The 26,484-nt window shown below is 57.7% G+C and carries 27 protein-coding genes, 1 tRNA gene and 1 pseudogene; 10 read left to right on the top strand and 19 right to left on the bottom strand.

Features of this window, described 5'->3' with window-relative positions; genetic code table 11:
- Positions 1–749: efflux RND transporter permease subunit (locus tag HA43_RS15420; protein ID WP_211279584.1), on the bottom strand; the 749-nt coding region annotated here is incomplete at its 3' end.
- Between the two features lie 162 nt (positions 750–911).
- Positions 912–1,340 carry a hypothetical protein gene (locus HA43_RS15425; RefSeq protein WP_094112066.1) on the bottom strand — a complete coding sequence of 143 codons (429 nt, stop codon included), beginning with the start codon at positions 1,338–1,340 and terminating at the stop codon, positions 912–914.
- 302 nt (positions 1,341–1,642) lie between these two features.
- Here HA43_RS15425 and HA43_RS15430 point away from each other — a divergent pair, with 302 nt between their 5' ends.
- Positions 1,643–2,347 carry a response regulator gene (locus tag HA43_RS15430; protein WP_094112067.1) on the top strand — a complete coding sequence of 235 codons (705 nt, stop codon included), beginning with the start codon at positions 1,643–1,645 and terminating at the stop codon, positions 2,345–2,347.
- Positions 2,344–3,414, top strand: a complete 1,071-nt coding sequence (locus HA43_RS15435) for an ATP-binding protein (RefSeq protein WP_071668483.1) — start codon at positions 2,344–2,346, stop codon at positions 3,412–3,414. Before HA43_RS15430 ends, HA43_RS15435 begins: the two co-directional genes overlap by 4 nt.
- A gap of 102 nt (positions 3,415–3,516) precedes the next feature.
- Here HA43_RS15435 and katG read toward each other — a convergent pair whose 3' ends face one another.
- The 10 genes from katG to hpxU all read right to left on the bottom strand — a co-directional run bounded on the left by katG (position 3,517) and on the right by hpxU (position 13,059).
- A complete protein-coding gene (katG, locus tag HA43_RS15440; protein ID WP_071668482.1) occupies positions 3,517–5,718 on the bottom strand; it encodes a catalase/peroxidase HPI in 2,202 nt (733 codons plus the stop codon).
- A 145-nt stretch (positions 5,719–5,863) separates the two neighbouring features.
- A complete protein-coding gene (gene uraH / locus HA43_RS15445) occupies positions 5,864–6,199 on the bottom strand; it encodes a hydroxyisourate hydrolase (RefSeq protein ID WP_071668481.1) in 336 nt (111 codons plus the stop codon).
- The gene (uraD, locus tag HA43_RS15450; protein WP_094112068.1) at positions 6,196–6,690 is read right to left on the bottom strand and encodes a 2-oxo-4-hydroxy-4-carboxy-5-ureidoimidazoline decarboxylase; all 495 of its coding nucleotides are present in this window, start codon (positions 6,688–6,690) and stop codon (positions 6,196–6,198) included. The genes uraH and uraD overlap by 4 nt, the downstream gene beginning before the upstream one ends.
- A 10-nt stretch (positions 6,691–6,700) precedes the next feature.
- Complete coding sequence (hpxK, locus tag HA43_RS15455; RefSeq protein ID WP_039382838.1) at positions 6,701–7,951, bottom strand: allantoate amidohydrolase; 1,251 nt, start codon at positions 7,949–7,951, stop codon at positions 6,701–6,703.
- Positions 7,948–9,183 carry a pyridoxal-phosphate-dependent aminotransferase family protein gene (locus HA43_RS15460; RefSeq protein WP_094112069.1) on the bottom strand — a complete coding sequence of 412 codons (1,236 nt, stop codon included), beginning with the start codon at positions 9,181–9,183 and terminating at the stop codon, positions 7,948–7,950. Before HA43_RS15460 ends, hpxK begins: the two co-directional genes overlap by 4 nt.
- Positions 9,184–9,206: 23 nt before the next feature.
- A complete protein-coding gene (locus tag HA43_RS15465) occupies positions 9,207–9,938 on the bottom strand; it encodes an amino acid ABC transporter ATP-binding protein (RefSeq protein WP_039382834.1) in 732 nt (243 codons plus the stop codon).
- The gene (locus tag HA43_RS15470; RefSeq protein WP_039382833.1) at positions 9,919–10,575 is read right to left on the bottom strand and encodes an amino acid ABC transporter permease; all 657 of its coding nucleotides are present in this window, start codon (positions 10,573–10,575) and stop codon (positions 9,919–9,921) included. Before HA43_RS15470 ends, HA43_RS15465 begins: the two co-directional genes overlap by 20 nt.
- Entirely contained in the window at positions 10,572–11,237 is a 666-nt protein-coding gene (locus tag HA43_RS15475) for an amino acid ABC transporter permease (protein ID WP_039382832.1), read from the bottom strand. Before HA43_RS15475 ends, HA43_RS15470 begins: the two co-directional genes overlap by 4 nt.
- Before the next feature lie 3 nt (positions 11,238–11,240).
- Positions 11,241–12,026, bottom strand: coding sequence for a transporter substrate-binding domain-containing protein (locus tag HA43_RS15480; protein ID WP_039382831.1), 786 nt, complete (start codon positions 12,024–12,026; stop codon positions 11,241–11,243).
- A gap of 193 nt (positions 12,027–12,219) precedes the next feature.
- Positions 12,220–13,059: a MurR/RpiR family transcriptional regulator HpxU gene (gene hpxU, locus HA43_RS15485; protein ID WP_039382830.1), complete on the bottom strand. Its 840-nt coding sequence runs from the start codon at positions 13,057–13,059 to the stop codon at positions 12,220–12,222.
- A gap of 169 nt (positions 13,060–13,228) precedes the next feature.
- Here hpxU and HA43_RS15490 point away from each other — a divergent pair, with 169 nt between their 5' ends.
- Genes HA43_RS15490 through hpxZ form a run of 4 tightly spaced genes read left to right on the top strand, consistent with a single transcriptional unit; the run spans position 13,229 to position 16,796 of the window.
- Positions 13,229–14,815, top strand: coding sequence for a gamma-glutamyltransferase family protein (locus tag HA43_RS15490; protein ID WP_094112070.1), 1,587 nt, complete (start codon positions 13,229–13,231; stop codon positions 14,813–14,815).
- Between the two features lie 12 nt (positions 14,816–14,827).
- Positions 14,828–15,019: an oxalurate catabolism protein HpxX gene (gene hpxX, locus HA43_RS15495; protein WP_039382827.1), complete on the top strand. Its 192-nt coding sequence runs from the start codon at positions 14,828–14,830 to the stop codon at positions 15,017–15,019.
- The gene (locus HA43_RS15500; RefSeq protein ID WP_094112071.1) at positions 15,010–16,407 is read left to right on the top strand and encodes an AtzE family amidohydrolase; all 1,398 of its coding nucleotides are present in this window, start codon (positions 15,010–15,012) and stop codon (positions 16,405–16,407) included. The genes hpxX and HA43_RS15500 overlap by 10 nt, the downstream gene beginning before the upstream one ends.
- A 2-nt stretch (positions 16,408–16,409) precedes the next feature.
- Complete coding sequence (gene hpxZ, locus HA43_RS15505; protein WP_039382822.1) at positions 16,410–16,796, top strand: oxalurate catabolism protein HpxZ; 387 nt, start codon at positions 16,410–16,412, stop codon at positions 16,794–16,796.
- 35 nt (positions 16,797–16,831) lie between these two features.
- Here the strand turns inward: hpxZ and puuE are convergent, their stop codons facing one another.
- The 3 genes from puuE to HA43_RS15520 are packed head-to-tail and all read right to left on the bottom strand — an operon-like array spanning position 16,832 to position 19,271.
- Positions 16,832–17,785 carry an allantoinase PuuE gene (gene puuE, locus HA43_RS15510; RefSeq protein ID WP_071668478.1) on the bottom strand — a complete coding sequence of 318 codons (954 nt, stop codon included), beginning with the start codon at positions 17,783–17,785 and terminating at the stop codon, positions 16,832–16,834.
- 35 nt (positions 17,786–17,820) lie between these two features.
- A complete protein-coding gene (gene hpxA / locus HA43_RS15515) occupies positions 17,821–18,552 on the bottom strand; it encodes an allantoin racemase (protein WP_039382816.1) in 732 nt (243 codons plus the stop codon).
- Positions 18,549–19,271: a GntR family transcriptional regulator gene (locus tag HA43_RS15520; RefSeq protein ID WP_094112072.1), complete on the bottom strand. Its 723-nt coding sequence runs from the start codon at positions 19,269–19,271 to the stop codon at positions 18,549–18,551. The genes hpxA and HA43_RS15520 overlap by 4 nt, the downstream gene beginning before the upstream one ends.
- 146 nt (positions 19,272–19,417) lie before the next feature.
- On the opposite strand from HA43_RS15520, the pseudogene HA43_RS15525 reads away from it, so the two are divergent.
- Positions 19,418–20,910: pseudogene (locus tag HA43_RS15525) on the top strand (NCS1 family nucleobase:cation symporter-1).
- A gap of 63 nt (positions 20,911–20,973) precedes the next feature.
- Here the strand turns inward: HA43_RS15525 and HA43_RS15530 are convergent.
- Both HA43_RS15530 and dnaQ read right to left on the bottom strand, forming a co-directional pair.
- Positions 20,974–21,050: transfer RNA gene (locus HA43_RS15530), tRNA-Asp, on the bottom strand.
- A 133-nt stretch (positions 21,051–21,183) separates the two neighbouring features.
- The gene (gene dnaQ, locus HA43_RS15535; protein ID WP_039382808.1) at positions 21,184–21,915 is read right to left on the bottom strand and encodes a DNA polymerase III subunit epsilon; all 732 of its coding nucleotides are present in this window, start codon (positions 21,913–21,915) and stop codon (positions 21,184–21,186) included.
- 53 nt (positions 21,916–21,968) lie between these two features.
- Between dnaQ and rnhA the strand changes: the two genes are divergently transcribed.
- Positions 21,969–22,436, top strand: a complete 468-nt coding sequence (gene rnhA, locus HA43_RS15540) for a ribonuclease HI (RefSeq protein WP_094112073.1) — start codon at positions 21,969–21,971, stop codon at positions 22,434–22,436.
- Here rnhA and HA43_RS15545 read toward each other — a convergent pair.
- The gene (locus tag HA43_RS15545) at positions 22,421–23,155 is read right to left on the bottom strand and encodes a class I SAM-dependent methyltransferase (RefSeq protein WP_094112074.1); all 735 of its coding nucleotides are present in this window, start codon (positions 23,153–23,155) and stop codon (positions 22,421–22,423) included. The two genes, rnhA and HA43_RS15545, sit on opposite strands and share 16 nt — an antisense overlap.
- A 39-nt stretch (positions 23,156–23,194) precedes the next feature.
- Between HA43_RS15545 and gloB the strand changes: the two genes are divergently transcribed.
- On the top strand, positions 23,195–23,950 hold the full coding sequence (gene gloB / locus HA43_RS15550) for a hydroxyacylglutathione hydrolase (RefSeq protein ID WP_094112075.1): 756 nt from the start codon (positions 23,195–23,197) through the stop codon (positions 23,948–23,950).
- Between the two features lie 71 nt (positions 23,951–24,021).
- Complete coding sequence (mltD, locus tag HA43_RS15555; RefSeq protein WP_094112076.1) at positions 24,022–25,401, top strand: murein transglycosylase D; 1,380 nt, start codon at positions 24,022–24,024, stop codon at positions 25,399–25,401.
- Between the two features lie 102 nt (positions 25,402–25,503).
- Here the strand turns inward: mltD and HA43_RS15560 are convergent, their stop codons facing one another.
- Positions 25,504–26,304, bottom strand: a complete 801-nt coding sequence (locus tag HA43_RS15560) for an endonuclease/exonuclease/phosphatase family protein (RefSeq protein ID WP_071668473.1) — start codon at positions 26,302–26,304, stop codon at positions 25,504–25,506.
- Positions 26,305–26,484 lie beyond the last annotated feature (180 nt).

Raw genomic sequence — 26,484 nt, forward strand, 5'->3', positions numbered from 1 at the left:
GTAATATTACCAAACGCCTCCGCAGACGTAAGCTGGCCCCTTACCGTGATAGGCCAGGTTACCGCCTGCCCGTCGATGGCTGGCTCGTCGCCGGTTCTACCCGGCGAAACAATGACGTTTTGCTGACTGATTGCCGTAAGCACTTCCGTGACAGAAAGTTTATAATCGTGCAGCCGTACCGGATCCAGCCAGATGCGCAGCGCTTTTTCACTGCCAAACAGCTGAATTTTGCCGACCCCCGGTACCCGCCGCAGTTCGTCCGCAATATTGCGGGCAAAGTAATCACTTAAATCCGCTTCCTGAAACGCACCGTTTCGGGATTGCAGACCCACCATCATCAGAAAGCCGGCATTTGCCGCTTCAACATTAATCCCATTCTGGCGGACAGATTGCGGGAGCCGTGGCTCAATCGTTTTAAGCTGGTTTTGCAGATCCATCTGCGCCAGTTTGATATCAGTACCCGGTTTAAAGGTAACCGTAATGGAAGCCATGCCCGTCGTGTCACTGGATGACTCAAAGTAGAGCAGATGATCAACGCCTGATATCTCGCGCTCTATTAGCGACACCACCGAGGTGTTCATGACCTCTGCGTTTGCGCCCGGATAGCTCACTGAAATGATCAGGCTGGGAGGCGCAACAGCAGGATATTGAGCAACCGGCAGATGCGGAATCGATAAAACGCCACTGAGAACGATAAACAGAGCAATAACCCAGGCGAAAACCGGGCGGTGAATAAAAAATAGCGGCATTATATTTATCTCATACTCAGCAACTGACTACAGCACGCTTCTGCCCGCAACAAACCTGTTGCGCAGTGACAACCAGACAGGGAGGCAGTTTAAAGCGCCATTGTTTAGGCTGTATGTGAGGTTTATGGATAGATTATGGAGCAAAAAACCTTAAAATAACGGCTAGTAAATAGCATTAATTATTCTCATCATCAGATAGAGCGGAGAGCCGCAGAAAAATAAAATCAAAAAACATTCATAATAAAATAGTAATTCATTTAATCCCGGATGCAGATTCAGCATGCTGGAGAAAAATGACACCAGCCACAGCATTATCATCAGCAGCCAGAATGCAATAATGAGTATCTCTTTTAATGCACCGGGCCTCTTCTGCATCACCAGCAGTAAAGCGGCTGCTACAATAGAGAGATAGATCAATGGTGACGCCATAAGCGTATGCGATACCCGGTCGTCAGCGGCGTGCGCCAGTATAAGCCAGAGATAAAGTAGTCCCCATGAAACTGAGATAAAAGGTGCCAGCACACGCAATCTTTTGATAAAAACATCCTGAAGGCCATTCATCTCTTCTGTATCTCTGTTAGCGCCTGTCATCGGGTATCCTGTTCTCTTTTACGCTCAATTAATGAAAAACCAGAGAGGCATGCCTGTTTTTTTCATTATCTCATTACACTATGGAGTGTTTATCTGTGGTTTGTGGAGATAGCATTAAGATCCCCCGGCGCGTGCAGATAAGGCAGCGGCAAAGAAATAGGGTCAGCCTTATGAAACTTTTTTTAAACCAGCCTGTCCTGATGAGATATCAGTTACCTTTTTGAGCAAAAGATTATGCTGCCTGCTTCTGCCTGCTTCTGCCCGCCGGCCAGCCAGCATTACCTGGCTCTTTCGGAGAATAAATGAATAGCGGCTTTTTAATTCTTGTTGCTGAAGATGATGATGAAATAGCAGATATATTAATGAGCTATTTGCAGCGAGCAGGCATGAGCAGCCTGCGGGCAGCCAATGGCGAGCAGGCCATCAGTCTGAGCCGGTTGAAAAAGCCCGACCTGATTTTGCTGGATATCAACCTTCCCCTGCTTGATGGCTGGAACGTCATGACCACGCTGCGTAAAGAGAGCAACGTGCCGGTTATTATGGTCACCGCTCTCGATCAGGATATCGATAAACTGATGGGGTTAAGACTGGGGGCTGATGATTATGTCATCAAACCTTTCAACCCTTCCGAAGTCATTGCCCGGGTTGAGGCTGTCCTCAGACGAGCCGCGCGTAATGTGCCAGCTGAGGCAGCCAGGCCAATACGAACAGCTCATATCACTATTTATCCTGACGACTTTTATCTGGAAATTAAAACCGGAGAGAGCGTCATAACGCCGGTACTCACCACAACCGAGTTTAAACTTTTGACCTATCTGGCAAAAAGTCCACGTAAAGTCTGTTCCCGTGAAGAGCTACTCAACGCCTGTCTGCCTGAGGGAGACACACTCGACAGAACGGTAGATAGCCATATGAGTAAACTGCGTAAAAAACTTGAGCATGCCGGTCTGATGGGTGTGCCGGAAAGTATCAGAGGGATGGGTTATCGTTTGGGAGAAAGTCAATGAGCCGGGAGCCTGTGCTCAGTCGCCAGATACTCACCTATATGCTGTCGCTGACTTTCATTATTGTTACTATATCAGTTGCAGGCTCATGGCTGTTTTATACCTTTATCACTGACTATATTCCTGGCGAAAATACAGCAGGTGCAGAAGAGTCTATGAACCTGTGGGACTGGATATGGGTTCTGGTTATGACGCTCTCCAGTCTGGTTATCTCTCTGTTTTTTACGGTGAAGCTCTCTGCGCGCATACTGACTCCGCTGAACACGATTGCTTCCAGCCTGAAAAAGATATCTGCCGGTGATTTAGGCGCCCGGGCGCTCTGCACAACCTCAATGCTGGGCGAGATCAACAGCCTGGTAAAAGATTTTAATGAAATGGCGGAGAAGCTGCAGACGCTCGATGAGCAGAGAAATCTGTGGAATGCGGCCATCGCACACGAACTCAGGACACCGGTTACTATATTACGCGGCCGTTTACAGGGGCTGGTGGAGGGCGTTTTTGGCCCCGACCCGCTTCTGTTTGAAAAGCTGCTCAGACAAACCGAAGGCTTAAACAGACTGATTGAAGATTTACGCGTGGTCAGCTCTGCAGGCGGAGCTGGCTACCTGCTGGATCCGCATGAAACCGATTTGCAGCAGCTGATTACACATGCCATTGACGTATTTACGCCGGAATTTGAAAACAAAGGCTTTACGGTTATCACTGAACTCACTCCACAGCTCTGCGTCTGTGATGCTTTGCGCATGACACAGTGCCTGACCGTGCTGTTTGATAATGCGCTGCACTACTCCACATCACGCACCCTGGTGATAAAAAATGGTATGACAGAGAGAGAGAATTACATTCTTGTTCAGGATGAAGGCCCTGGTATTCCACCTGAATTTCAGCCACTGCTGTTTCAGCCATTTCAGCGCGGGATAAGTGCCAGAGAGGCGAATCCAAAAGGATGTGGTCTGGGGCTCTCTGTCGTCCGGGCTATTATGCAGGCACACGGCGGCAATGCCACCTGCGTGGTAACGTCACAGCAGCATTCCATTTTCCGGCTTGCCTGGCCAGTTGGGCATACCTGATCTGCGCTACAGGCTGTTTTTCGTCACATAAAAAACCGGAAGCGCGTGGCTTCCGGTTCTGTTTTTACACGGGCGTATCAGGCGCGATGCAGCGCAGGATAATTACGCCAGATCGAAACGGTCCAGGTTCATCACTTTCGTCCAGGCGGCCACAAAGTCATGGACAAATTTCTGCTTCGCATCGCTGCTGGCGTACACTTCCGCCAGCGCGCGCAGGATGGCGTTAGAGCCGAACACCAGATCGGCGCGCGTGGCGTGATATTTCACTGCACCGCTTTCACGATCGCGTCCTTCAAACAGCTCCGCGCGTTCATCAGTGGCGCGCCATGCGGTGCGCATGTCGAGCAGATTGACAAAAAAGTCGTTGCTCAGCACGCCCGGGCGATCGGTAAACACGCCGTGCTGACTGCCGTCATAGTTGGTGCCGAGTACGCGCAGGCCGCCCAGCAGCGCCGTCAGCTCCGGCGCACTCAGCGTCAGCTGCTGCGCTTTATCCAGCAGCAGGGTCTCCGTTGAGGAACCGCTCTGCACGCGACGATAGTTGCGGAAGCCATCGGCCAGCGGCTGCAGCACGTTAAACGACTCAATATCGGTCTGATCCTGACGCGCATCCACGCGGCCTGGCATAAACGGCACCTGTACCGCCACGCCAGCGGCGGCTGCCGCCTGCTCAATACCGACGCTGCCCGCCAGCACAAGGATATCCGCCAGTGAGAGCTTGCCGGACGCCTGCTGGATCTGCTGCAAGACCGGCAGCACATCGCTTACCACGCCGGCATTGACCGCCCAGCCGTTCTGCGGTGCCAGCGCCAGACGCGCACCGTTGGCCCCTCCGCGCTTATCGCCGCCACGGAACGTTGAAGCGGATGCCCAGGCCACGGAGACCAGCTGGCTGACGCTCAGGCCCGACGCGGCGATCTGCGCTTTAGCCTGCGCAATATCATCAGCGCCAGGCTGATGCACCGGCTGCGGTAACGGATCCTGCCACAGCAGATCTTCCTTCGGCACTTCCGGGCCGAGGTAGCGCGCTTTGGGTCCCATATCGCGGTGAGTCAGCTTGAACCAGGCGCGGGCGAACGCTTCATTAAACGCCTGCGGATCGTTCAGGAAGCGGCGCGAGATCTTCTCAAACTCCGGATCGAAACGCAGCGTCAGATCGGTCACCAGCATGGTGGGCTTGCGCTTTTTCTCCGGATCAAACGGATCGGGGATGATCGCTTCTGCATCTACCGCTTCAAACTGAATCGCGCCCGCCGGGCTGTGCGTCTGCACCCACTCATATTTGAACAGGTTCTCAAAGAAGTAGTTGCTCCACTGGGTTGGCGTCTGCGTCCAGACCACTTCCAGACCGGAGGTGATGGCATCTGCGCCGGCGCCGCTGCCGTAGCTGTTGTGCCAGCCAAAGCCCTGCGCTTCAATCGGCGAGGCTTCAGGATCGACATCAAGGTGGCTGGCGGCCGCCGCCCCGTGCGTTTTACCCAGCGTATGCCCGCCTGCGATAAGCGCGACGATCTCTTCATCGTTCATGCCCATGTTGCCAAAGGTGGCGCGGATCGCCGGTGCTGCAGAACGCGGATCGCCGCTCGCTTCCGGGCCCTCAGGGTTCACATAGATCAGGCCCATTTCGGTGGCGCCCAGCGGGGCATTTGCGAGGCTCTCAGGATGACGGTGGGCCAGCCACTCTTTTTCATGGCCCCAGTCCACATCCATATCCGGCTCCCAGACATCCTCACGACCGGCACCAAAACCAAAGGTACGGAACCCGGCGTTCTCCAAAGAGACGTTACCCGCCAGAATGTAGAGATCGGCCCAGGAAATTTTCTGGCCATACTTCTGTTTTACCGGCCAGAGCAGGCGTCGTGCTTTATCAAGGCTGACGTTATCGGGCCAGGCGTTGAGCGGCGCAAAGCGCTGCTGTCCGCGTCCGGAGCCGCCGCGGCCATCAATGGTGCGGTAGGTACCGGCGCTGTGCCACGCCATACGAATAAACAGGCCAATGTAACTGCCCCAGTCGGCGGGCCACCAGGATTGTGAATCGGTCAGCAGCGCGCGGATATCCGCTTTTAGTGCCGCGTAGTCAAGCTGGCTGAACGCTTCGCGGTAGCTGAAATTTTCATCCAGCGGATTAGAGCGGCTGGAGTGCTGATTCAGCAGGTCGACCCGCAGCATATTAGGCCACCAGTCGCGGTTCGAGGTGCCGCTGCCGGCGCCGCGTGCAAGCACGCTCTTCTCTTCTGACGCTCCATGATGAAAAGGACATTTTCCGGACGCTGCAGCATTATCGTTATGTTCTGGCGTGCTCATTATTCGGCTCCATTGGCTTCACGTTTTGCGGTTAAGATAGCGGCACTCAGGAGCAGAATATATTTGGATGGACCGAAAGCTTTGATAGCTTTTGTCTTTCAAAAAGAGGTTTTGTGACAGGCTGCACAAAATGAAGCGCGGCCGTTCAGCTGCCGCGATAGGTGGACCAGGACCAGGGGGAGATCAGAAACGGCAGATGATAATGGCTGCCCGCCCGTCCGATCACAAAGTCTATCTGCGCGCTGACATAGAGCGCATCGCGCCCGTCAGCGGCAAAATAGTCGCCAATCTCTGCCGTCAGCCGGTAGTGCCCCGGCGCTAAGGGTTCCGGTGTTAAATCGCTGATACGCCCGTCGCGATCGGTTTCTCCTTCACTGACCGGAAACCACCCTTCCGGGCTGTTCTGCTCCAGCGAGACGGCAACGCCTGCGGCCGGTGTGCCGAGCGCGGTATCAAGAATGTGCGTGGTGATGGTGCTCATATGATGCTCTCCTTAAGCCGTAACAGGGTAATTTCCCGCAGCTGCGCCAGCGTCTCCTGCTGTTCGCACGCCTTATTATTGTTAAGCCTGCGCTGCAACTCTGCCAGCATCTGCTCCGCGCTGCGTCCGCTGGCCCGGATCAGAAATACCCGGCCAAAGCGTGCTTCATAGGCCTGATTCCCTGCGCGCATCGCAAGCTGCAGGTCGCGGTCCGCCTGCTGCATCGCAGCCTGCTCCTGACGCGACAGCGTGGCCTCATGCGCCGTACCCTGGGCTGCTTCACCAATACGCGGATGGGCGCTGAGCGCCTGCTCCAGCTCCGCCTGTTGCCAGCGCTGCGCCAGCTGCTGCGCCCGCTCTGCGAGCGCGCTCAGGGAGGCATAGGGCCGTGCGGCCACCAGCGCCTGCTGCCAGGCAGGAATGGCGACGCAGTGCGCGATCGCCTGACGGGCGTTAGCCTCATCCGCCTGATTAAACTCATTCAGCTTCATGCCCGCTCCCTTATGCCTGCGCCAGCGCGGTTACCGCCTGCAGATACGCCTGCACGCCCAGCGCCACGTCGTCCATTTTTACCGATTCCGCCGGATGATGGCTGATACCGCGATGGTTACGCACAAACAGCATGCCGACCGGCCAGCGCTCCGCCATGGCTATTGCATCATGGCCCGCCCCGCTCGGCAGTGCCAGCGTGCAGCCCTGAACGGTTTCAACCGCCGCGCCCAGCGCCTGCTGCAGCCGTTTATCGCACGGCGTCGCGGCAATGCGGTAATATTCGCTGGCGCTGAAGCTCACCCCGCGCCGCAGCGCAATCGCCTGCGCCTGCGTTAACAGCTGCGACAGGTGCCGCTCCAGCGGCTCATCCTGCGGGCCGCGAATATCCAGCGACAGCTGCACCTCTCCCGGAATGACATTCACTGCGCCAGGCTGACAGCTGAGCGTGCCGGTTGTCGCCACCAGCGGCGCCTGCGTCGCCTGTTCGATAAACAGCATCCACTCGGCGGCGGCGGCCAGCGCATCTTTACGCAGCAGCATCGGCACCGTGCCGGCGTGTCCCGCCTCGCCGCTAAAATGGCAGTTAAGACGGCGCGCGCCGTTGATGGCGGTGACCACGCCCAGAGCTAAATCCGCCTCCTCCAGGCAGGGCCCCTGCTCGATATGCAGCTCCAGATAGGCGGCGATCTCGCTCACATGACGTGCCGCGAGGCTCACCTGTGCAGCATCCAGCCCGGCATCCTGCATCGCGGCGGCGACCGTAATACCGTTGCCGTCGGGATGGGTGATCCAGCTCTCCGGCCAGCTGCCGGTCAGGCCGCGGCTGCCCAGCAGCGTAATGCCGAAGCGGGTCCCCTCCTCATCCGCAAAACCCACTATCTCGACCGCCAGCGGCAGGCGCTGCCGGCGATCGTGCAGCCACTGCACGGTTTCAATTGCGCTCAGCACGCCCAGCATGCCGTCATAGCGTCCGGCGTTGCGCACGGTATCAAGATGGGAACCGAGCAGCAGCGCCGCTGCGCCCGGCTCGGCCGCCTCATAGCGGCCGCAGATATTGCCCACGGCATCCTGCCAGGTCCGCATGCCCGCCGCCTGCATCCACTCCGCCACGCAGGCGTTAGCGCGCAGGTGCTCCGGAGAGAGATAAACGCGCGTCAGGCTATCCTCCTCCTCGCTGATCTCCGCCAGCGCATCACAGCGCGCCATAATGCGCGCGGCGGCCGACTGCGCCTCTTCAGCGCTCATCTGGCGTGCACTCATGCTTCGCTCCCGTAGCGATCCCAGGCGGCCTGCAGCGCCGCACCCTGCGGCGTACGAAAACCGCAGTGTTGCAGCACCGCTTCAAGCGCGCTCAGGGTCTGCATCACGCAATCTTTACGCGCGTTGTAGCCCATAGTGCCGATGCGCCACACTTTGCCGTGCAGCGGACCAAATGAGGTGCCGATCTCAATGCCAAAATCGTCCAGCATCAGTTTGCGCACCTGGTCACCGTTCACGCCCTGCGGAATGACAACGCCCAGCACGTTGTTCATCTTGTGCTGCAGATCGCCAAAGGTCTCCAGTCCCATGCCCTGGATGCCTTTCAGCAGCGCGTCACCATGCAGCTTGTGCCGGGCGATGCTGTTATCCAGCCCCTCCTGCAAAATGATGCGCGCGCATTCCCGGGCACCAAACAGTGCGCTGGTCGCTTCCGTATGGTGATTAAGCCGCTCCGGCCCCCAGTAATCCATGATCATGCCGAGATCGAAATAGTTGGAGTAGATCATCTCATCATCACCATCCTGATGCGCCGCCGTGCGGATCCCCTCCTCCACGCATTTACGCTTGCGGATGATCTCCTCCATCTGCGGGCTCAGGGTGACGGGAGAGGTGCCGGAGGGACCGCCCAGGCATTTCTGCATGCCGGCAGAGACCGCATCCAGCCCCCAGGCATCAGTTTCCAGCGCGTTACCCGCCAGAGAGGCGGTGGCATCGGTATAGAACAGTACGCCATACCGGCGACAGATAGCGCCCAGCTCCGCCAGCGGCTGCAGCATAGTGGTTGACGTGTCGCCCTGCACCGTCAGCAGCAGGCGCGGCTTAACCCGTTTGATCGCATCCTCAATCTGATCCGGCGAGAACACTTCGCCCCAGGGCACTTCAATCGTATGCACTTCCGCCCGGCAGCGCCGCGCAATCTCGCACAGCAGATGGCCAAAACGGCCAAACACCGGCACCAGTACCCGATCGCCGGGACGAATAGCAGAAAGCAGAATCGCCTCGATGCCGGCGCGAGAGGTGCCGTCAATCAGCAGCGTCCAGCGATTTTCGGTGCGAAAAATGCCGCGATAGAGCGCCATGACTTCATTCATGTAGTGCGTCATCGCCGGATCGTACTGCCCGAGCAGCTGGCTCGACATGGCGCGCAGCACGCGCGGGTCGGCGTTAATCGGCCCTGGCCCCATCAGCAGACGCTGCGGCGGATTGATCTGAGAGAACTGATGAATGTCCATAGTGAATTCCTTAATGGCCCCGCTCAGAGGCGTACGGTCGAGATAAACTGTTTCAGTTCGGCGGTCTGCGGCTGCGCAAACAGCGTTTTACTGCTGCCCTGCTCCCACACCCGACCCTGATGCATAAATACCACCCGGTCGCCCACGTCGCGGGCAAAATTCATTTCATGCGTCACGAGGATCAGCGTCATCCCCTCCGCCGCCAGCTGCTCCAGCACCTTCAGTACCTCGCCCACCAGCTCCGGATCGAGCGCGGAGGTGATCTCATCGCAGAGCAGCACTTTTGGCTGCATCGCCAGCGCCCGGGCAATCGCCACACGCTGCTGCTGGCCACCGGAGAGGCTGGCCGGGTAGTAGTCCAGTCGCTCACCCAGCCCCACTTTTTCCAGCATTTTTGTTGCCAGCTGCCGGCACTCCGCCGCGCTTTTTTTCAGCACGCGGCGCGGTGCCAGCATCACATTCTCCAGCGCGGTCATGTGCGGAAAAAGATTGAAATTCTGGAACACCATACCGACCGAGCGGCTGATTTCACGCGCCTGAGATTCACGATGCGTAATGGTCATGCCGCCCAGCTTAATGCTGCCTTCCTGGTAGCCCTCCAGACCGTTCATACAGCGCAGCAGCGTGCTTTTACCGGAGCCGCTGCGGCCGATAATCGAGATCACTTCGCCATTATCGATATCCAGATCAACCCCTTTCAGGACATGATTCTCGCCGTAGTATTTCTGAACCTGATTAATGGTGATGAGCGGCATGGAATTTTTTCTCCAGGTACTGGCTGTAGCGCGACAGCGGATAACACATCAGGAAGTAGCCAAGCGCCACGAGGCCAAACACCTTAAACGGCTGATACGTGACGTTGTTTAAAATGGTGCCGGCTTTCGTCAGCTCGATAAAACCGATAATTGAGGCCAGCGCGGTGCCTTTGATCACCTGCACCGCAAAGCCCACCGTCGGCGCAATGCCGATGCGGATCGCCTGCGGCGCCACGACGCGGCAGAGCGTCTGGCCGAAGTTCAGGCCGAGGCAGCGTGACGCCTCCCACTGACCTTTTGGCAGCGCGCGTATGCTGCCGTACCAGATATCGAGCAGAAAGGCGCTGGTATAAAAGGTCAGCGCCAGCGAGGCAGCGGTCCACGGCGCCACGTCCACGCCAAACAGCCCGACGCCAAAAAACGCGAGAAACAGCTGCATCAGCAGCGGCGTGCCCTGAAACAGCGCGGTATAGCCCTGAATCAGCCGCGTCAGCCACGTCTTTTTCAGCAGGCGCAGCAGCAGCAGCGGCAGCGTCACCAGCGTGCCGCCGGCGAAGGCCACCAGCGACAGCAGCAGCGTCCAGCGTGCGGCCAGCAGCAGATTGCGCAGAATGTCCCAGTCGGTAAAGGTTGTCATGCCGGCTCTACTCCAAACCATTTACGCCCCAGCGCCAGCAGCAGCTGACGCATCGCAACTGACAACGCCAGATAGAGCAGCGTGGTCACCAGGTAGACTTCAAAACTCAAAAATGTGCGGGACTGAATCAGATTGGCCGCAAAGGTCAGCTCCTCATAAGAGACCTGCGACACCACCGATGAGCCGAGCATAACGATGATGCACTGACTGACCAGGGCCGGATAGATGCGCTGCAGCGAAGGCGGCAGCACCACGCGCAGAAAGGTCTGCGCGCGGCTTAAACCCAGCACGCGCCCCGCTTCCCACTGTCCTTTCGGCGTGACCTGAATGCCGGCGCGGATAATCTCTGTGCTGTAAGCGCCGAGATTGATCAGCATCGCCAGCAGCGCAGCTTCTCCGGCGGTAAGTTTTACCCCCAGGTTGGGCAGGCCAAACACGATAAAAAACAGCTGTACGACAAACGGCGTATTGCGGATCAGCTCCACATAGACGCCCCAGAGGCGGCTGGCCCAGCCTGGCCTGCCGCTGCGCAGCGCTGCGCCGAGGATGCCGAGGCTGACGCCACCGAGCGTAGCCACCACCGTAAGCTGCACAGTGACCCATAGCCCGGCCAGCAGTTCCGGCCAGTAAGGCCAGAGTTCAGCGAAATTTAGCTGCGCCATGACTCAGGCACCGAGCGAAGCGGGCAGCGGCGCTTTCAGCCACTCTTCCGAGAGCTTATTCAGCGTACCGTCCTTTATACCCTGTTCGATCAGCGTATCGACCTCTGCTTTCAGCGCCGGCTCATTCTTCTTCAGACCGATAAAGCAGGGAGAATCTTTCAGCATAAACTGCGCCACCGGCGCTTTTGCCGCGTTCTGCCGGGTAATGGCCGCCACCACCAGATTACCGGTTGCCACATACTGCACCTGACCGGAGAGATAAGCCGAAAGCGTGGTGTTGTTATCTTCGTAACGCTTGACCTGCGCATCTTTCGGCGCGGCCGCGCTCAGCACCATATCCTCAACCGCGCCACGCGTAACGCCGATCGTTTTGCCGCTCAGTGCGGCGGCATCCTTCAGCGTCTCACCTTTCGGCCCGAACACACCGAGGAAAAAGGGCGCATAGGCGCGGCTGAAGGCGATGACCTTTTCCCGCTCCGCATTTTTACCCATGCTGGAGATCACCAGATCGACTTTGTCCGTCTGCAGATAAGGTACGCGGTTGGCACTGGAGACCGGCACCAGCTGCAACTTCAGTTTCATCTGCTTTGCCAGATAGCGCGCCATGTCGATGTCATATCCCTGCGGCTGCAGATCGGTGCCCACTGATCCAAACGGCGGGAAATCCTGCGGTACTGCAATGCGGATCACGCCGCGCTTTTGAATATCCTGTAGCTGATCCGCCTGCGCGCTGCCTGCCTGAGCCAGTAAAAGCGCCGCACCCGCTACCGCCAGTAAAACCTTTTTCATTATGCACCCCGGTGTGTTGAACGTGAAACAAAAGATTCTTACAGGCAGTGACTGCAACTAATGTGCCAATCAAAGCGACAGAAAAAAACCGGTAACAAACCGGCATAAAAGGGGTCAGCAGCAGGAAAAATCGGGTACTGGCGTACCCTGCTTCAGAGATTCAAAACGGTGCAACGCACCATTTCAGTGCCCGCTATCGGTGTTCCAGCTCATCCAGATGCTGATAGAGATCGGCTATCTGATGAATACGCTGCCGCCCCTGCGACAGGGTTTCATGCAGCAGCGCGTTTGCCAGTAAATTGACCAGGCTCATGGCTGAAGCGTAACTGTCGAAGGCAGACACGCTGTCAAGCGGTGCACAAAGCTGCCAGCGTGCCACGCCCTGAATCCCCTGCGCCTGCGGCTCCGAGAGCGCCAGCAGCGGGATATCACGCTGCTGCAGCTGCTGCATCAGCGGACGCAGCAGGCGCGGACGTCGCCGGAACGCCATCACCACCACCATATCGTCCGGGGTAATATCCACCAGCTCTTCGCCCAGCGTCTGGCCCGGCTGCGGCAGCAGTACCACGTGGGCACGCGCCTGCAGCAGCTGCTGCCGCAGGTGCAGCGCGACCGGATACGCGTTGCGCATACCGATGATAAAGACGCGTTTTGCGCTGCCCAGCGCGGCGATAACGTCACTTAACTGCTGGCTGTCGATACGGTTGATCCACTGCGTGAGGTTTGCCATCTCCTGCTTATAGTGGCGCGCCAGCAGCGTATTGCCCTGCACCGCATCGCGGTTGTCGGTGAGCGGCATTCCGCTCTGCCGCAGGGTGCGCAGCTCATCGCGCATATCTTTATATTTTTCATAGCCAAGGCGCCGGAACAGCCGGCTTACCGTTGCTTTGGAGACGCCGCTTAGCCGCGCCAGTTCAGCACTGTTGTAGCTGATCAGGTCATCAAAATGGTCAAACACAAAGTCAGCAATGCGCTGCTCCTGAGGCGACAGCTGCGCGTACTGGCTGCGCAGACGTTCATCGAGTTGTTTCATGCGTTGTCCTGTAACTTTCGTTTCACCCTGCTCTAGCATAAATCGATCCAGCACCCACCGACAGAAAAAGTGGAACAGCTCTTGCTTATGTGTACGTCAGGGAATGCCGCCGCAGCGGGTTTGGCAGCTGTGACGGATGGAGATGAGCAGAAATCAGCCGGGAACAATTATGATTCAGAGCAACATGGCCCCGCAGGGCATGGTCGTCACCCCCCATCATCTGGCGAGTGAAAGCGCCCTTGCCGTACTGCGCGACGGCGGCAGCGCACTCGAAGCGATGGTCGCCGCCGCCGCAACCATTGCGGTGGTCTATCCGCATATGAACGGGCTGGGCGGCGACGGCTTCTGGCTGGTGGTGCCGCCTGAAGGGGAACCCGTTGCGATTGATGCCAGTGGCGCCGCCGGCTCGCTGGCGACAATGAGTTTTTATCAGGGCCGGCAGACGATCCCGCATCGCGGGCCGGAAGCGGCGCTGACCGTCGCCGGCACCGTCAGCGGCTGGCAGGAGGCGCTGACCCTGTCACAGGAGCTGGGCCATGCGCCGCTGCCGCCGCACCGTCTGCTGCGCGATGCTATCCGTTACGCTGCCGACGGCATACCGGTTACCGCCTCGCAGGCGGCCGCTACCGCCGCAAAAGCGCCTGAGCTGCAGCATCAGCCCGGCTTTGCCGCCACGTTTATGCCGGACGGCGGACCGCCACAGCCGGGCAGCCGCTTTACCCAGCCTGCGCTGGCGGCCACGCTCAGCCAGCTGAGTGAAGAGGGGCTGGAGAGCTTTTACCGCGGCCGGCTGGCGCGGTCGCTGGCAGATGACATGCACGCGCTGGGGATGCCGGTCACGCTGAACGATCTGCAGCAGCATCGCGCCCGGCGCTGCACCCCGCTCCACCTCGCACACAGCGAAGGCGATATCTGGAACATGACGCCGCCGACGCAGGGGCTGGTGTCGCTGGCGATTCTGGGTATTACCGATCGTCTGGATATGGCGCAGGCTGATGAAGCTCAGACGCTGCACCGGATTGTGGAGGCGACCAAGCAGGCGTTCAGCCTGCGCGATCGGCATATCACCGATCCGCGCCATAGCGATACCGACGTGCAGGCGCTGCTCAGTGCCGATCATCTTGCCAGCCTTGCGACCAATATTGATGACCATCGCGCCGCGCCGTGGGGAACCGGACGCGGTCCGGGCGATACCGTCTGGATGGGCGCCATCGACAGCAGCGGGCTGGCGGTCTCTTTTATTCAGAGCATCTACCACGAATTTGGCAGCGGCGTGGTGCTGCCAGGCAGCGGCATCACCTGGCAGAATCGCGGCGCGGCGTTCAGCCTGCAGCCCGATCATCTGCTGGCGCTGCTGCCGGGCAAGCAGCCGTTTCACACGCTTAACCCTGCTGCCGCCCGCCTGAAAGATGGCCGGATCATGGTGTATGGATCGATGGGCGGAGATGGTCAGCCGCAGACGCAGGCGGCCATTTTTACCCGTCACGTCATTCAGGGTATGCCGCTGCAGCAGGCGGTCAGTGCGCCACGCTGGCTGCTGGGGCGCACCTGGGGCGAGGCCTCTGACTCACTCAAACTGGAAGCGCGCGTGGCGCCGGAAACGGTGGGTCGGCTGCGTCTGCTGGGTCATCAGGTTGAGCTGCTCTCTGACTTCAGTGAAGTGGTAGGCCATGCGGGCGCCGTAGTGCGCCACACCAGCGGCATGCTGGAAGGCGCTTTCGATCCGCGCAGCAACGGCAGCGCAGCCGGTTTTTAACAGGAGAGACTCATGACCGAATCCGCAGAGTGGGCGAACTATGTCGCTCAGATGGAGCAGATCCTCGCACTGGATCTGGATGACGCACGTCGTGCTGAGCTGCAGCTGCAGCTCAGCCGGATTGCGGCTATAGCCGCGCCGCTGATGGCGCTGCCGCTGGACGATCGCCTGGAAGTGGCCGGGGTATTCCAGCCATGCGCCTGACATCATTATCGATCGCAGCGCTGCAGCGTGCGCTGCAGCAGGGTGAAATCGGGGCCGCTGAGATTGCCCGCCATACGCTGGCGGCGATTGAGCAGCATAACCCGGCGCTCAACGCCTGGACGGCGATCACCGGGCAGCGCATGCTGCGCGAGGCTGAAGAGCTTGACCGGCAGCGCCTGCGCGGTGAAACGCTGCCACCGCTGGCGGGTATTCCGTATGCGGTAAAAAATCTGTTTGATGTAGCCGGCCATACCACGCTGGCGGGTGCCAGCCTGTTTAGCACGCGGGCGGTGGCGTGTGCAGACGCCTGGGCGGTCAGCCGGATGCGTGAATCGGGCGCGCTACTCTCCGGTATGCTGAACATGGATGCCTACGCCTATGGCTTTACTACCGAAAACAGTCACTATGGCGCCACCTGCAACCCGCGCGATATCACGCGCATCGCCGGTGGATCATCCGGCGGCTCAGCCGCCGCGGTAGCGGCCGGACTGGTGCACTTTTCGCTCGGCAGCGATACCAACGGCTCGATTCGCGTACCGGCGTCGCTGTGCGGCATCTTCGGCCTTAAGCCCACCTTTGGCCGCCTGTCGCGCAGCGGTACGCAGCCGTTTGTCGCCAGCCTCGATCATATCGGCCCGTTTGCCCGCTCGGTTGAGGATCTCAGCCTGGTTTATGATGCGCTGCAGGGCCGCGACGCAGAGGATGCGTTTCAGCTGACGCGGCCGCCGGAGTTGGTCAGCGACCGCCTGCAGGCGGGCAGCGACGGGCTGCGCTGCGCGACGCTGGGCGGTTTTTTTACCACCTGGTGCAATGATGAGGCGCGCGCGGCGGTAGCGGTAGCCGCCAGCGCGCTCGGCGCGGCAGAAGAAGTGACGCTGCCCCAGGCCGAACTGGCGCGCGCGGCCGCGTTTATCATGACCGCGGCGGAAGGCGGCAATCACTATCTGCCCGCTCTGCGCACCCAGCCAGAACGCTTTGAGCCGAATTCACGCGAACGCCTGCTGGCCGGCGCGATGCTGCCCGCCGCGTGGTATGTGCAGGCCCAGCGTTTCCGGCGTCACTTCCAGCAACAGGTGCTGCCGCTGTTCGACCATTATGACGTGCTGATCGCCCCCGCCACGCCCTGTACCGCCACCACCATCGGCCAGGAAACCATTCACATCAACGGTCAGGATTTGCCGACACGCGCCAGCATGGGCATGCTGACGCAGCCGATTTCGTTCGCTGGCCTGCCGGTATGTAGCGTACCGCTGCTCACCGCCAGCGGCTTACCGATTGGCGTACAGCTGATTGCCGCGCCGTTTAACGAACAGCTGGCGCTGCGCGCCGCCTGGGCGCTGCAGCAGCAGGGCCTGACTTACGATCAACCTACTTTAATGGATATCTGATAATGACGACGGACAGGATAAACGATCCGGATACCGTTGCCGCCGTAAGCGCTGCATTTTATCGCTACGAGCAGGCGCTGGTGAGCAATGATGTCGCGGTGCTGGACGAACTGTTCTGGCACGACGCGCGTACCGTCCGGCTGGGTGCCGGAGAGAATCTGTACGGGATTGAGGAGATTCGCGCCTTTCGCGCGGCACGACCGTCAAAAGGGCTCGATCGCACGCTGCGCAATACGGTGATCACCACGTTTGGCGATGACTATGCGGTGTGCAGCACCGAATTCACCCGCGAGGGAACGGCGCGTATCGGACGGCAGCAGCAGACGTGGGTGCGGCTGCCGCAGGGGTGGCGCATTGTGGCCGCGCAGGTCAGCCTGATGAGTGAGTAAGCGCGTCAGCCCTCACCCCTGCGGTGAGGGCATTATCAGGGCGCAGGATGTACCGTCATCCAGTGATCGGCAATCTGCTGGCGGGTGCAGATCCACACCTTTTCATGCTGCTGAATGTGATCAAGAAAAAGCTGCAGCGCGCGGAATTTTCCCGGCCGCCCCAGCAGGCGGCAGTGCATGCCGACCGACATCATTTTCGGGGCGCGCTCTCCTTCTTCATACAGCACATCAAAGGTATCACGCAGGTAGGTGAAGAAGTGTTCGGCGGTGTTAAAGCCCTGCGCCGTGGCGAAGCGCATGTCGTTGCACTCCAGCGTATAGGGGATGATCAGATGCGGTTTGACGGTGCCATCCTGACGTGTGACCTGGGTCCAGAACGGCAGATCGTCACCGTAATAGTCGCTGTCGTAGCTGAAGCCGCCCTGCTCTGCGACCAGCCGGCGAGTGTTCGGACTGTCCCGCCCGGTATACCAGCCCGTCGGCGCTTTGCCAAACAGTTCGGTCAGCACGTCGACCGCCTGCTGCATATGCTGCCGTTCGGTTTTCGCATCCATTCCCTGGTAGTGGATCCAGCGCCAGCCGTGGCTGACCACGTCATAATCCGCCGCTTTAATCGCGGCGACAATTTCCGGGTGCCGCGCCAGCGCCATCGCCACGCCAAACACCGTCAGCGGCAGACCACGCTTCTGAAACTCATGATGAATGCGCCAGAAACCGGCACGCGACCCATACTCATACAGGGAATCCATCGACATGTGGCGATCGGCGTAGCTGGCTGCGCCAATGATATCGGACAGAAACTGCTCCGAACCGGCATCGCCATGCAGCACGTTGTTTTCTGCGCCCTCTTCATAATTGAGTACGAACTGTACCGCCACCCGGGCGTTATCGGGCCACTGCGCATGCGGCGGCTGGCCACCATAGCCGATCAGATCGCGCGGATAATTTTTGTTGAAGCTGTACTCTTTCTTTTCAGATGCATCATTCATTCAGTCAGTTCCTGTTGTCACACCTCAGCCAGACCTTAGTTTAGGTGCTGAAAGGCGCCGCTGAGGGGTTTTTGCAGCGGATAAGCGAGATCGCCATGCTTGCTGGTGCCCAGGCCAAGCGCCACCAGCGCCTCTATCATTTTTACCGCCGCGCTGACGCCATCGATCACCGGCATATCCAGTTCGCGGGTCAGATCCTGCGCCAGCGACGCCATGCCGCCGCAGCCCAGCACAATCGCGCCGCTGTTATCTTCACGTTTTGCCTGAATGCAGCGCGCCCGGACTTTCTCCTGCGCCACGCCGCTGCCATCCTCCAGCGCCAGTACCGGCAGATCGATGGCGTGCAGCGCCGCACAGTGGTGCGTAAAACCATACTGCTGCAGCAGATGGCGGGCGATCACCAGCGTACGCGGCAGCGTGGTGACGATGGTAAAGCGCGTCGCCACCAGCGTGGCGGTATGCATTGCCGCTTCGGCAATACCGATTACCGGGCCGCTGGCCAGCTCGCGCGCCGCCAGCAAGCCGGGATCGCCAAAGCAGGCGATCACATGGCCGCTGACCCCCTGCGCTTCGCCACGCTTAATCTGCTCCAGTACGCCGATCGCGGCTATCGCCTCATCAAAGTGTCCCTCTATGGAGGGTACGCCCTGCTGCGGACAGACCGCCAGAATGTCCGTGCCCGGTGCCGCCACGGCGCGCGCGGCCGCACCAATAGTTTCAGTCATTGCCAGGCTGGTATTGGGGTTGATCACCTGTATCAGGCTCATGATAGGGCTCCTTTATGACCGGCAAATAACCGGCTGAAATCGGGCAGCGTTTCACCGCTGCGCTCAAAGTGCAGGCTGGAGAGAATGTGGTCGAAGTGGTGCGTCAGCGCCTCAGTCAGCGCAGGCAGCGCCCGCTGGCGCAGCAGATCGACCAGCCTGTCGTGATGATCGCAGCGGCAGCCGTGCTGCCAGGGCGTGCCCCAGGCGGCAATCACCAGCGATGAGCGCTGGGTCAGGCGCGTGATGATATCGGTCAGCACCTGATTGCCGGATATCGCCTGCAGCTGGATATGAAACGCGGCTGAAAGACGAATGGCAGCCGCGCCGTCATTCTGCTGATGCGCCTGCTGCTCCTGCGTGATAATCGCCTCCAGCGCCGCGAGGTGTGGCGACTGCAGATGCGTCAGTACAGCGGGCAGGTTGGCGCACTCCAGCATGCTGCGCGTGGCAAAGATATCGCGTGATTCCGCCACATCGGGCGTGCTGACCTGTGCACCACGTCCGGGCGACAGCGTGATCATCTGCACCGCCGCGAGGCGCTGCAGCACTTTACGAATGCCGGTACGGCTGACGCCAAACACCTCTGCCAGCGCCTCTTCAGGCAGCTTGCTGCCCGGCGGAAGCTGGTGCTCAACGATGGCACTAAGCAATGCCTGAAAGATCGCTTCATCTTTTTCAAACGGCACAGCGCGCGGCTTCACTGCGGATTCATGATTCATTACCTGCTCCGGAAAATAGCTGACTGCCAGATATCGTATACACTCCTTTCATTTTTTGTATACAACAAATCACTTCTGGCCTGGATCCTGCAATAGCTCTTTAAACGGTGAATATTTTCCCCATCATGGTGAGAGGAGCAGGTTTCATGCCAATTCATACTGAAGTGACGCCAGCGCAGGCTGATGCCCGCGCGGCCTATAGTCCACGCCTGTGTAATGAGGATCTGGCTCCGACGCGCCAGCAGAACTGGACGTGGTACAACATCTTTTCTTTCTGGATGTCCGATGTGCATAGCATGGGCGGGTATGTGGTTGCCGCCAGCTTTTTTACGCTGGGGCTGGCAAGCTGGCAGGTATTGCTGTGTCTGCTGGCCGGGATCGGTATCGTGCAGCTCTGTGCGAATCTGGTGGCAAAACCCAGCCAGATGGCGGGCGTGCCCTATGCGGTGATCTGCCGCCAGGCATTTGGCGTATTCGGCGCCAATATTCCGGCCGTGATCCGCGGACTGATCGCGTTTGCCTGGTACGGTATTCAGACCTATCTGGCGGCGAATGCCTGATGCTGGTTCTGCTGAAGTTCTTCCCGGCGCTTAATAGCATGACGCAAAGCAGCTGGCTGGGGCTGTCGCTGCTCGGCTGGTGCTGCTTTGGCATCATGTGGCTGCTCCAGGCGATGGTGTTCTGGCACGGCATGAACGCCATTAAGCGCTTTATCGACGTGGCGGGTCCGGCAGTCTATGTCGTGATGGTCGCGCTGGCGGGCTGGATTGTATACAAAACTGGTCTGGCGGGTATCTCTTTTACGCTGGCCAGCAAATCACTGAGTGCCGGCGAACAGACCTGGCAGATGATCACTGCAACCGCCCTGGTCGTCTCCTACTTTTCCGGTCCTCTGCTTAATTTCGGCGACTTTTCGCGTTACGGCAAAAACATGAGTGAAGTTCGCCGCGGCAACCGCTGGGGATTACCGTTTAACTTCCTGCTGTTCTCCGTGGTTACGGTAGTGATTGTCTCCGGCACCCAGTCGCTGTTTGGCAGAATGATCACCGATCCGATTGAGACGGTAAGTATGGTAGGCAACGACCTGGCCGTCGCTATCGGCCTGCTGACCATGATCACCGCCACCATTGGTATCAATATCGTGGCGAATTTTGTGTCACCCGCCTTCGATTTCTCTAACTGCTCCCCGCAGAAGATCAGTTTCCGCACCGGTGGCATGATCGCCGCGGTGGGTTCCGTGCTGCTGACGCCGTGGAATCTGTTTCAGTCACCTGAACTGATCCACTATACGCTGGATGTGCTGGGCTCGTTTGTTGGCCCGCTGTTCGGCATTCTGATTGCGGATTTTTATCTGATCAAAGGCGGCAGCGTAAGCGTTGATGACCTGTTTAACGCCACGCCGCAGGGACGTTACTGGTACCGCAACGGCTTTAATCCCAAAGCGATCGCGGCGCTACTGCCGGCGGTCGGGATCTGCCTGACGATAAGTTTTATTCCGGCGCTGCATGCGGTAGCTAACTTCAGCTGGTTTATCGGTGTGGCGCTGGGCGCGGGCTGTTATCGCTGGCTGGCGCGTGCGGAACGGATCGTACCGGTCTCCTATCGCCCGGAAGCGACGCTGCAAAAAGAGGGTGTGTAGCTCTGACTGAATTGCAGACAGCAAAAAGCCGATTCATTTCTGAATCGGCTTTTTTAAATAGATTGGCGGAACGGACGGGGCTCGAACCCGCGACCCCCTGCGTGACAGGCAGGTATTCTAACCAACTGAACTACCGCTCCGCGCTTTGTTCCCCGTCGGGAACGAGGCGCATATTAATGGCAGCCCCCTCCCCCGTCAACGCTTTTTATATCAAAATGACACGTTTGCCGCTTTTTTCAGCTCCCCGCTGTTTTTAGCAGCAAAATCAGTGCATCAGGCGCGCCACAGACAGCTGCCACCTTTTTTATTAACCAGATCGAGGCGGCTTTCGTGCGCCATGACTTCTTCATCACTGGCATTAATCACGCGCAGGCCTGAACCGGGGCGGCTGATACGCTGAATATGCTCACCTTCAGCCTGATTACGCTGGTCACCCTCCATTGAAAACGCCAGCGACGTCTGGCCGCCGGTCATGGTCAGGAAGACTTCCGCCAGAATTTCGGCATCCAGCAGTGCGCCATGCAGCGTACGTTTGCTGTTGTCGATTTCATAACGGTTGCACAACGCATCCAGGCTATTACGCTTGCCCGGAAACATTTTACGCGCCATCGCCAGGCTGTCGGTGATTTTGCAAAAGCTTTCAGTTTTGCCGATATCACGCTGCAGCATGCCAAACTCATAGTCCATAAAGCCGATATCAAACGAGGCGTTATGGATCACCAGCTCAGCTCCGCGAATATAGTCGAGAAACTCATCGGCTATCTGCGCAAAGGTGGGCTTGTCGGCCAGAAACTCATCGGCGATGCCGTGAACACCAAACGCTTCCGGATCCACCAGCCGATCGGGCCTGAGATACATATGGAAGTTGTTGCCGGTCAGGCGACGGTTGATGACTTCAACCGCACCGATCTCAATGATGCGATGCCCCTCATAATGAACCCCGATCATGTTCATGCCGGTGGTTTCAGTATCGAGGACAATCTGGCGGTTATTTGCAGTGATCATAGGGCTCGTTTTGTGTCAGACTTGGCGTTTTTTCAGAGGGAAGTCTACCAGAGATGCGCAAACAGGTAGAAATTTTCACCGACGGTTCCTGCCTTGGTAATCCGGGACCGGGCGGCTATGGGGCTATTGTACGCTATCGCGAGCATGAAAAGTTATTCAGCGCGGGCTATCGCCTGACCACCAACAACCGTATGGAGCTGATGGCGGCCATTGTCGCCTTAGAGGCGCTGACGCAGCCGTGCGACGTGGTCATCAGCACAGACAGCCAGTATGTCCGCCAGGGCATTACCAGCTGGATCCACAACTGGAAAAAGCGTGGCTGGAAAACCGCTGATAAAAAAGCGGTTAAGAATACTGACCTGTGGCAGCGTCTGGATACGGCGCTCAGCACCCATACCATTAAATGGGAGTGGGTGAAGGGGCATGCCGGCCATCCGGAGAATGAGCGCTGCGATGAACTGGCGCGCAGCGCTGCCGGTAATCCGGCACTGGAAGACATTGGCTATCAGGTTGCATCCTGATCCTGCGTTTCGCGAAACTGACGCGTAGCATTGACTACCGGACGCAGCTGCGCACTGCTGCGCGCCGTTTTCATTTTAGCTGGCGTAAGCGGGAACGTGCGCTTGCGGGCCACCACGATGTTCAGACACCCCAGAGCGGGCAGATGCGCACTGATCATCCTGCCCCCCTGTCGATGCCACGGCACCACCTGAAAACGCGTGCGGTACACCACTTCATAATTCAGCAGGCTCAGCCAGTCCAGCAGACGCACCTGGCTGAACATTCTGCTGTTCCAGGGCGCTCGCCGGCTCAGACCCGGAATCGCTTTGCTAATCCCCAGCAGGCTGAAAGGATTGAAGCCGCTGATAATCAGCCAGCCATCATCAATCAGCACCCTGTCCACTTCGCGTAACACGCGGTGCGGATCCTGCTCCCATGCCAGCGTGTGCGCCAGCAGGCAGGCATCGATTGATTTAGACTCAAACGGCAGCTGAGCAACGCTGGCGAGCACCTGCAGTGCGTCGCCCTCACTGCCAACATTGACCTGATGAGATATGGCACACTGGCTGGTATTGATTTCTGCGCTCAGGCTGCCAATTTTTAGCATATGGAAGCCATAAAGCCTCGCCAGCCAGGGCTGTAGCTGCTGGGTTAACGCATCGCGAAAGTACTCTCCCCAGGGCATATCATTCCAGGTGCGCGGCGCGGTCAGGATCTGGCGTGTTTTCGCTGGCTTCATGCTCTACCATCTTCCTTTAAGACAACCAGAGAGGTGTTTATGAATCTTACCAGTATTCCCGCATTAACGGATAACTACATCTGGACGCTGACCGATGACGCCGGCAGCTGCCTGATTGTTGACCCCGGTGAAGCCCGGCCGCTGATTGAAAAAATTGAAGCCAACCGCTGGACGCCGGTGGCTGTTCTGCTGACGCATCATCATCAGGACCATACCGGTGGCGTCGCTGAACTGTTACAGCGTTATCCTCAGCTTGAGGTATATGGCCCTCAGGAAACGGCGGCTAAAGGTGCACAGCATATTGTTCATGAAGGTGAAACCGTTACGCTGCTCGGCCTGCCTTTTCAGATCATCGCCACGCCGGGCCACACTTTAGGACATATCTCATATTACAGCGCACCTTATCTTTTCTGCGGCGATACAATGTTCTCAGGTGGCTGCGGACGACTTTTTGAAGGTACAGCAGAACAAATGTTCCATTCCTTTCAAAAGCTTAATAAACTTCCCGCCGATACGCTTCTCTGCTGCGCACATGAATATACTTTATCTAACATGAAGTTTGCTGCTGCAATTTTACCCCATGATCCGAAAATTCTGGCCAGATATCAGGAAATTAAGGATTTACGGGCAGAAAATCGCACTACTTTACCGACAAAACTGGCGCTGGAACGTGAGATAAATTTATTTTTACGCACACAAGATGCTGATTTACAAAAAGCTTTAGCAATTAATGTGGAATCCGCCCCGTTATGGCAGACTTTTGCTGAATTGCGTAATAAGAAAGACCAATTTTAATTTTTTGGGTTGTGTTGTGCCGGTACGTCACGTATAGTTGCTCGTCTTTTAAGCGAACTACTGACACACACATGAAGGCTAAAGCGATATTATTACTCGCCTCAGTCTTGCTGGTCGGATGTCAGGCATCACGGAATGACGCCAATATCCCCGCTCAGCATGCACAGAGCCTGTCTTCAGCTGGTCAAGGTGAAAATGGAAAGTACGGAAATCGCTTGTTGTCGCCGCGCTGGCAAGATGATGGAACCAGCCTCGCAGAAGACACCGATCTCTGGAATCTCATTAGTGACGAGTTGAAGATGGGGATCCCGGAAAATGCCCGGATCCGCGAACAGAAAACAAAGTTTTTAAAAAATAAGAGCTATCTCCACGATGTAACATTACGGGCAGAGCCGTACATGTACTGGATTGTCGAGCAGATACAGAAACGTAAAATGCCGATGGAACTGGTACTGCTACCCATAGTGGAGAGCGCTTTTGACCCTCACGCAACCTCCTCCGCCAATGCCGCAGGCATCTGGCAGATTGTTGCGCAAACGGGCAAAAATTATGGTCTGAAACAGAACCGCTGGTATGACGGACGCCGTGATGTGGTGGCCTCAACCAAAGTAGCACTGGATATGATGCAGCGTTTGAATCGCATGTTTGATGGCGACTGGCTACTGACCGTAGCAGCCTATAACAGCGGCGAAGGACGCGTGTTGAAAGCGATGAAGCAGAATAAGGTACGGGGCAAGCCGACTGACTTCTGGCATTTATCACTGCCGCGCGAAACAACCATCTATGTCCCGAAAATGCTGGCTTTAAGCGAACTGCTCAAGAACAACAAGCGTTACGGCATTAAACTGCCAGCCCCTAATGAAAGCCGCGCGCTGGCGCGTGTGGAAGTGGGACAGCAGATGCAGTTAACTCAGGCTGCAGAAATGGCGGGTATGTCGCTCAGTAAACTGAAGACATTTAACGCCGGGTACAAAAACGGCACGACTGCGCCAAACGGACCGCACTATATTATGGTGCCTAAGTCCAACGTGGCACAGCTGCGCAACTCTCTGGCCTCCGGAGATATTGCCTCCGTGCAGCCTGTTGAACTGGCTAAAGCCAGCGCAGCCGGTAACAGCTACAAAGTACGTAAAGGCGACACGCTATCCGGTATCGCCAGTAAGCTGGGTGTCAGCATGAGCTCGCTAAAACAGCAGAACAATCTGCGCAGTGCGGCAGTGCGTATCGGCCAGACCCTGACGGTTAGCGGTACGACAGCAGCATCGCAGTTGGCAGATAACGGCAACAGCATCACCTACCGCGTTCGTAAGGGTGATTCTTTTGCCAGTATTGCAAAACGTCACGGCGTTAACACGCAGGACGTAATGCGCTGGAACAGCGACGCGAAGGATATACAGCCGGGTGATAAGCTCACTCTGTTTGTTAAGAATAGCGCAACGCCAGATACCTGATGCACTGAAAAGGCTGACATTTGTCAGCCTTTTTTCTTTATCGGCATAGCATCATCTATAGCAGTGCCGGCCAGAGCGTCTCGTCGTTACAGGCGGGTGCGTTTAGCGCGCAACAGTGACGGGGTTAAACTCTACCAGCAGCGGATTATGATCGGAGGCACGGGTGACCAGCACCGCTGCTTCACTCACTTTCATATCCCGGTAAAAGACAAAGTCGAGCGGCCGGCCAAACGCTTTACGCCGGTGATCGTCTGTAAACGCCACTTCCCGCAAAGACATGGCGCGGGCAAAGCGATAGAGCGCGTTCATCCGCTGACGACTCCATGCATTAAAGTCCCCTGCCATTATCACCGGGCCACGGTGATGCCGGATCTGCTCTCCTATAGGCCCCAGCTGCTTACTGTATACATCCACACCCAGACTGAAATTAACCGCATGGATATTCACTACCATCAGCATATCGCCGGTTGGCAGAGGGTATGCAGTGACCAGCGCGGATTTTGCCAGCCTTAGCAGCGGCTCGCGCTCGCGCAACGGGCAGCAGTAGACCGGATGCGCCGATGCGAGCGTCATCACCCCTGACGGGTGCTGAGGCAGCACAAAAGCGGGCACCTGATCGGCTGCGAGATAATTGCTGGTAGCAAACTGGATCAGTTCAGGCGTGGTTTGCGCCTCCTGCAGAAGGACCAGATGGGCATCACGACCGAATCCCTGCAACACCGACATCCAGTCAGCGCGCTGCTGCTTGAAGATGTTCCATACCAGCACCCGCAGGGTGGGATCGGCCGGCAGCGGCTCCCCTGGCGGCAGACCCTGACCCAGATGCAGCATCGCACCCGGCGGAAAAATTCGCTCCGCTGGCTGGCCTGCTATATAGCGCATTGCATAGGTTTTCTTTCGCACTTTACCGCCTGGCTGATAACAACAAAAAGTTCACACTGACTGTTATAGGGATTTTAGCGCGGGGTTTCAATTCGTGGTATCGAATGTCGGAATTCACCTCACGACAAAGCTTCACAATGCCGGAGGGAAAAAGAGAATATGAAAAAGCCCTGACTTTAACAGTCAGGGCTTCTCAATATA

This window comes from Pantoea eucrina, assembly GCF_002095385.1.
Classification (GTDB): Bacteria; Pseudomonadota; Gammaproteobacteria; order Enterobacterales; family Enterobacteriaceae; genus Pantoea; species Pantoea eucrina.